This window comes from Clavibacter lycopersici (assembly GCF_003576405.1).
Taxonomy (GTDB): Bacteria; Actinomycetota; Actinomycetes; order Actinomycetales; family Microbacteriaceae; genus Clavibacter; species Clavibacter lycopersici.
This window is the reverse complement of record NZ_QWGT01000169.1, coordinates 1-6,173: the sequence shown is the minus strand read 5'-3', so window position 1 is coordinate 6,173 and position 6,173 is coordinate 1. Positions and strand designations below refer to the sequence as shown.

Genomic DNA, 6,173 nt, shown 5'->3' with positions numbered 1-6,173 from the left:
GCCGCTCCCGGACCGCACCGCACCGCCGCCCGGCCTCCCTGTGGACGCCGGGCGGCGTCGCGTGCGGGACCCACGTACGGTGGCCGTTCACGCCCGCTCGGCCCGGCGGCACCACGCGTCGCCATCCGGCCGTCGGACAACCGCAGACCGCCGCCCTCCGGACTCGTCGCCCGTCCCGCGGGCGGTCTGCTCGGTGGTCCGGCATGGGAGGCACACCGATGAACCTGTCCCGACGCTCCGTCCTGTCCCGACGCTCCGTCCTGGGCGGCGCCCTCGCCGCCGTCCCCGTCGCCCTCGTCGCCGCGGGTCCCGCGCACGCCGACGACGCCACGACCCCCGCCCCCGCGAACCCCGAGGTCCCGCTCGCGTCGAACGGCCGCCCGGTCGTCCGCGACATCCAGAGGCAGCTCGCCGCGCGCTACGGCGCCCGCACCGGCTTCCCCGCCGTCACCACCGACGGCGTCTGGACCGGCGACTCGCACAAGGCCCTCATCCACGCGCTCCAGCTCGAGATGGGCATCGACGAGGCCACGGCCAACGGCGTCATGGGGCCGCTCACGCGCACGACGCTGCAGGCGCAGGCGACGCTCGCCGTGGGATCCGCCGACACCACCGGCTACCTCGTGCACCTCCTCCAGGCGTCGCTCGTGGTCATGAGCACGTGGGACGGCCCGGTCGACGGCACCTTCTCCGCCGAGCAGGGCACGCGCCTCGCGCAGTTCCAGCGCACGGTGGCGCTCCCCGAGACGGGCCGCGCCGACTACCGCACGTGGGCAGCGCTCCTCGCCAGCAACGGCGACCCGACGCGTCCGGGCGCCGCGGCAGACGGCATCACGGTCATCACGGCCGCGCGCGCGAAGACCCTCCGCGACGCGGGCGTCTCCGTCGTCGGCCGCTACCTCACCGATTCCGAGGTCCCGGACGCGCTGGCCAAGCGCATCCAGGACGGCGAGCTCGAGGCGATCTTCGCCGGCGGCCTCACGGTCTTCCCGGTCTTCCAGGAGGGCGGCACCGACACCACGTACTTCTCGTACGACCTCGGGGTGCGCGCCGCCGGCCGGGCGGACGACGCGGCCCGCCGCCTCGGCTTCCTGCCGGGCACGACCATCTACTACGCGGTCGACTTCGACGCGACGCGCGACGAGGTCGAGACGTACCTCGAGCCGTACTTCCGCGGGATCCACGCGGAGCTCGGGCGCCGCGGCAGCGCCTACCGGGTCGGCGTCTACGCCGGCCGCCGCATCTGCACGACGCTCGCCGCCGCGCACCTCACCGAGCTCAGCTACGTGGCCGACATGTCCACCGGCTGGGGCGCGAACCTCGGCGTGAGGATCCCGGAGAACTGGGCCTTCGACCAGATCCTCGAGCACACCATCGGCGAGGGCGACGGGGCGATCGACATCGACACGAACGTCGTCTCCGGCCGCGACGCGGGCCAGAGCCGGGTCGATCCGCGCGGCTGATCCGCCCTCCGCGCGAGGCGACCCACGGGGCCGTCCGGACGATTCCCCCTCCTGGGGGACGCCCGGGCGGCCCCGTTCCTGTCGGATGGGGGCATGCCTGCGTCACCGCGTCGACCGACCCGTCCATCCCGCCCCGCGCGCGCCGCGCTCGCCCTCGCGATCGCCGCCGTGACCGCGCTCCAGGCCGCCTGCTCGGCGGCGCCCGCGGATCCCGCGACCCCCGCGCCCGTCGCCGAGCCGGTGGTCCTGCCGTCGTCGCCCGTCGGCCAGCAGGCGCAGTGGCTGCTCGACACGGTGAACGCCGACGACGCGGTGCCCGTGCAGGAGACCGGCGAGCGCCTGGCGCAGGTGATGCTCGACGCGGCGTCGGCGGAGGAGATCGCGGCCGTGCTGGAGCAGGTGCGCGACGGCCGTCCGTGGACCGCGACCGCGCACGAGGAGCAGGGCTCGCAGTCGGTGACGACCATCGCGAGCGCGGACGCCGGCGCCTTCGACATGCAGGTCTCCGTCGATGACCAGGGACTCATCGAGGGCCTGTTCTTCGGCGAGCCGGAGGGCGACCGGGAGCCCGCCACCAGCTGGGCGGAGCTCGAGGAGCAGGCGGCGGCGCTCGGCGGCGACGTGTCGCTCACGGTCACGCGGGTCGCCGACGGGGAGCTCGGCGAGCGGGTCCTCGAGGTGCTGCCCGACGGCGTGCGGGCGACGGACGCGCGGCCCATCGGATCCATCTTCAAGCTCTACGTGCTCGGCGCGCTCGTGCAGGCGGTCGAGGAGGGCCGGATCGGCTGGGACGACCCGCTGACCGTGACCGACGACGTGCGCAGCCTCCCCTCCGGCGAGCTGCAGGACGCCCCGACCGGCACGGTCGTGAGCGTGCGCGAGGCGGCGGGGAAGATGATCTCCATCAGCGACAACACGGCCACCGACATGGTCATCCAGGCCGTCGGGCGGGAGCGGGTCGAGGCGGCGCTCGCGGACCTCGGCCACTCGGATCCGCCGCGGAACGTGCCGCTCCCGACCACGCGCGACCTCTTCCGCGTCGGCTGGCAGGACGACGGCGCGCTCCGCGACGAGTGGGCCGACGGCGACGCGGCCGAGCGCCGGGCGCTACTCGACGCTCTGCCCGGCGGGATCATCGACGTCCCCGTCACCGCGGTCACCGACGTGGTGTGGACCGACGGCGTCGACTGGTTCGCGACACCCGACGACATCGCCCGCGCGCACGTGCGCCTCGCCGAGCTCGCGGCGACGCCCGCCGGGGAGCCCGTGCGCGGGATCCTCGCGGCGAACCCGGGCCTGCCCGAGCCGGAGCGATTCGACCACGTGGCGTTCAAGGGCGGCAGCTCGGTCGGCACGCTCGCGCTCGCGTACCTCGTCGAGGACGGGGACCAGGCGTGGACCGTGGTGGTGCAGGCGGCGGCGCGCGAGGCGTCCGGCCTCGAGCGGCAGTCCGCCTACTCGGGCCTCGCCGCGGACGCCGCGGCCCTGCTGGCGGACGGGTCCCGTGGTTGACTCCGGGTGCGGCGGGGGCCGCGCGAGGGGAGCACGATGACGAGCGCTGACGCATCCGGCACGAGCGGTGAGGGCGACCGGGACGAGGCCGCTGCCGCCGAGGTACTCGAGGCGCTGCTGGACGCCGGCCCGCGTCGGCCCGTGCGACGGGCGGTGCGCGCGATCGGCACCGTCGCGCTCACGGCCGTGGGCTTGGGCGGGGATCTGGGCGGTCTGGGCCGGGAGGCGCAGCTCGTCGTGCGGCGGATCGACACGGGCCGCGAGGTCCTGCGCACGGACGCCGGCGACCTCGACGAAGCGGACCGGCTGCTGCAGCGCGTGCGGCTCGACCTCGAGACCCGGAGCGTCCGCGACTTCGTCGCCGAGTGGCGGTTGGTCGACGCGGATCCGGGGTCGGGGTCGGGGTCGAGCACGGGAGCTGCCGGTGCCTGAGCGCGCGGGCCGCGCCGCCCGGATCCGCCTGGCGGTCGTCGCCGCGCTGCTGACCGCGCTCGCGATCCCCCTCGGCCTCGCCGCCCCGGCGCACGCCGACGTGGACGACTTCTCCTTCCGCGGTTTCGACGCCGTCTACCGCCTGTCGGCCGACGCGGACGGGCGCTCGGTCCTCCGCACGACCGAGACGCTCGTGGCCGAGTTCCCCGACCGGGACCAGAACCGCGGGATCCGCCGCGAGCTCGTGCGCGACCACGACGGCCACCCGACCGGCCTGCGCGTGCTGTCGGTGACCGACGGCGCGGGCACGCCCCGGGAGTACGAGTCCGACTCCGAGGACGGCATGCTCCAGCTGACCATCGCGGACGACGACGAGGACGTCTACGTGCGCGGCGAGCAGACCTACGTCATCGAGTACGAGCAGCGCGACGTCACGCGCTCCTTCGCCGACACGGACGCCGACGAGTTCTACTGGGACGTCAACGGGCTCGGGTGGGCGCAGCCGTTCGGGCGGGTGACGGCGACCGTCGAGATCGCGCCGGCGCTCCTCCCCCGGCTCACGGGCGGCGCGGATGCGGCTGCCGGGCCCGCGGGCGCCGACGGCCCCGCCGAGATCACCCGCACGGACACCGGCTTCGTCGCCACCGCGACCGACCTCGGGCCGCGCGAGAACCTGTCGTTCTCCATCGGCTTCGCGCCCGGCACGTTCACGCCGCGCGACTCGTCGTTCCTCGCGGCGCCCTGGCCGTCGCTCTCGCTCGCGGGCGCGCTGCTGGCGCTGGCCGCCGCGGCCGGTGCCCTCGTGCTGCGGCGCGGGCGCCTCGCCGACGCGCCCGGCCGCGGCACGATCGTCGCCCAGTACGACCCGCCGGAGGGCGTGGGCGTGCTGGTCTCGTCCGTGATCTCCGGCAACGCGGCGCGTGCCACCACCGCGCTCCTGCTCGACCTCGCGGTGCGCGGCGCGATCCGCATCCTGGAGGAGGACGGCGGCCGGAAGGCGACGTTCTCGCTCGAGCTGGTGGATCCGTCGCGCGTCACCGACCCCGACGAGCGGCGCTTCGTCGCCGCCGTCTTCGGGGACGACGCGGGCGCCGGCGCGGTGAAGGAGCTGGCGAAGACGGACGCGAAGGCGGCGACGCGTCTCCAGAGGACGATGGCGCAGGTCACGAAGCGCACGGTGGCGGACGGCCTGCGGAAGCCGCTCCCGGTCGGCGCGATCGTGCTGCTGCTCGTCGCCGCCTCGCTCGGCATGGCCGCCGCGATCGCCTTCGCGGTGCTGTCGCTCACGCAGGCGTACGGCGGGCCGGTCGTGATCGCGTTCCTCGTGGCGGGCGTGCTCGCGCTCGGCGCGACCGTCGTGCTCGTCGCGCGGCACCCGCTCACCGAGCGCGGGGTCGCGCTCCGCGACCACCTCCTGGGGCTGCGCGAGTTCATCCGGCTGGCCGAGGCCGACCGGATCCGCGTGCTGCAGTCGCCCGAGGGCGCCGAGCGGCGGGACCTCCCGCGAGACGACCGCGACGTGCTGCGCCTCACCGAGGAGCTGCTGCCGTACGCCGCCATGTTCGCCCAGGAGCGCGAGTGGGGCGACGAGCTCGGCCGCCGCTACGAGCGCGAGCGGAGCCGGCCGGGCTGGTACGCGGGGCAGACGCCGTTCGCGCCCGCGGTCTTCGCGGCGAGCCTCGGATCGGTGTCGTCGAGCATGCACGGCGCGTACTCGGGGTCGAGCTCGAGCGGCGGATCCACGGGAGGCACGACCTCCGGCGGCGGCGGTGGAGGAGGCGGAGGCGGCGGGGTCTGACGATGGTGGACGCGGACGCGGACGCCGGTGCGTCCGTCAGGCGTCGGCGGGGCGGGTCCAGTACTCGTAGCGCGACGCGGTCGCGAAGCCCAGGCCGGCGTAGAGCGCGCGGGCGCCGTCGTTCTCCTCGACGACCTGCAGCCAGAGCGCGGTGATCCCGCGGTCGATCCCGGCGCGCACCGCGGCCGCCATCGCCGCGCGGGACAGACCCCGGCGTCGCGCCGCAGGCCTCGTCGCGACCGCGAACAGGCCGCCCCAGCCGTCGACGAGGGCGAGCCGGGCGGTCGCGAGGACCGCACCCGCGGATCCGTCGGCGGCGGCTCGCTCGCGGACCGCCGCGTACATGGCCGGCCCGCCCGTGAGGATCCGGCGCGCGACCGCGAGCTCGGCTGGTCCCCCGCGCCCGTCGACGCTCCACCACGCGTCGAGCCAGGCGTCGTCGGGCGCGTCCGCGACGGTGACCTCGAGCGCGGGATCCGCGGGCGTCGCCTCCCCCAGCCGCCCGGCGACATCGTCCGCGTCCGCGACCTGCACGAGCGTTCGCGCCTCCGCGACGTAGCCGCGGGCCGCCAGCCGGGCCGCGAGGTCGGCCGGCTCGGAGGCCGGCGACACCTGCACGCACGCGGCGATGCCGTGCTCATGCGCGAAGGCCTCGGCCGCCTCGAGCGCGGCGTCGGCGTCGGCCACGCGGCCGGCGGGCAGCACCGAGTTCGCGCGCTTCGTCACTCCCCCGGCGGCGCGCAGGACCCAGCTCCCGTGCCGGTCGCGGATCTCCGCGGGCCAGCCGCGGTCGGCCAGATCGTCGAGCAGCGCGGCGGCGGCACGCGGATCCATCGCGGCCACGGCTGCGGCGGATGCGGATGCACGGGCCCCGCTCATGCCAGCGCCCGCGCGTCCGCCGCTCCGCGAGAGACGTGGTCGTCCGCGTCGGCCGCCCGCAGCACGCGCAGCGCGTTGCCGCCCGCGAG

At 76.2% G+C, this 6,173-nt stretch carries 5 protein-coding genes; 4 read left to right on the top strand and 1 reads right to left on the bottom strand.

All coding sequences use genetic code 11. The annotated features are described in order from the left end of the window. Positions 1-218: 218 nt before the first annotated feature. From DZG00_RS11080 to DZG00_RS11065, 4 genes are all read left to right on the top strand, one after another. Positions 219-1,463, top strand: a complete 1,245-nt coding sequence (locus tag DZG00_RS11080; RefSeq protein ID WP_119383236.1) for a glycoside hydrolase domain-containing protein — start codon at positions 219-221, stop codon at positions 1,461-1,463. A gap of 93 nt (positions 1,464-1,556) precedes the next feature. After that, positions 1,557-2,975 carry a serine hydrolase gene (locus tag DZG00_RS11075; RefSeq protein ID WP_233550124.1) on the top strand — a complete coding sequence of 473 codons (1,419 nt, stop codon included), beginning with the start codon at positions 1,557-1,559 and terminating at the stop codon, positions 2,973-2,975. A gap of 36 nt (positions 2,976-3,011) precedes the next feature. Then, the gene (locus DZG00_RS11070; protein WP_119382734.1) at positions 3,012-3,407 is read left to right on the top strand and encodes a hypothetical protein; all 396 of its coding nucleotides are present in this window, start codon (positions 3,012-3,014) and stop codon (positions 3,405-3,407) included. Then, positions 3,400-5,205 carry a DUF2207 domain-containing protein gene (locus DZG00_RS11065; RefSeq protein WP_233549137.1) on the top strand — a complete coding sequence of 602 codons (1,806 nt, stop codon included), beginning with the start codon at positions 3,400-3,402 and terminating at the stop codon, positions 5,203-5,205. Before DZG00_RS11070 ends, DZG00_RS11065 begins: the two co-directional genes overlap by 8 nt. A gap of 36 nt (positions 5,206-5,241) precedes the next feature. Here DZG00_RS11065 and DZG00_RS11060 read toward each other — a convergent pair whose 3' ends face one another. Further along, on the bottom strand, positions 5,242-6,084 hold the full coding sequence (locus tag DZG00_RS11060; protein ID WP_119455624.1) for a GNAT family N-acetyltransferase: 843 nt from the start codon (positions 6,082-6,084) through the stop codon (positions 5,242-5,244). Between the last annotated feature and the right edge of the window lie 89 nt (positions 6,085-6,173).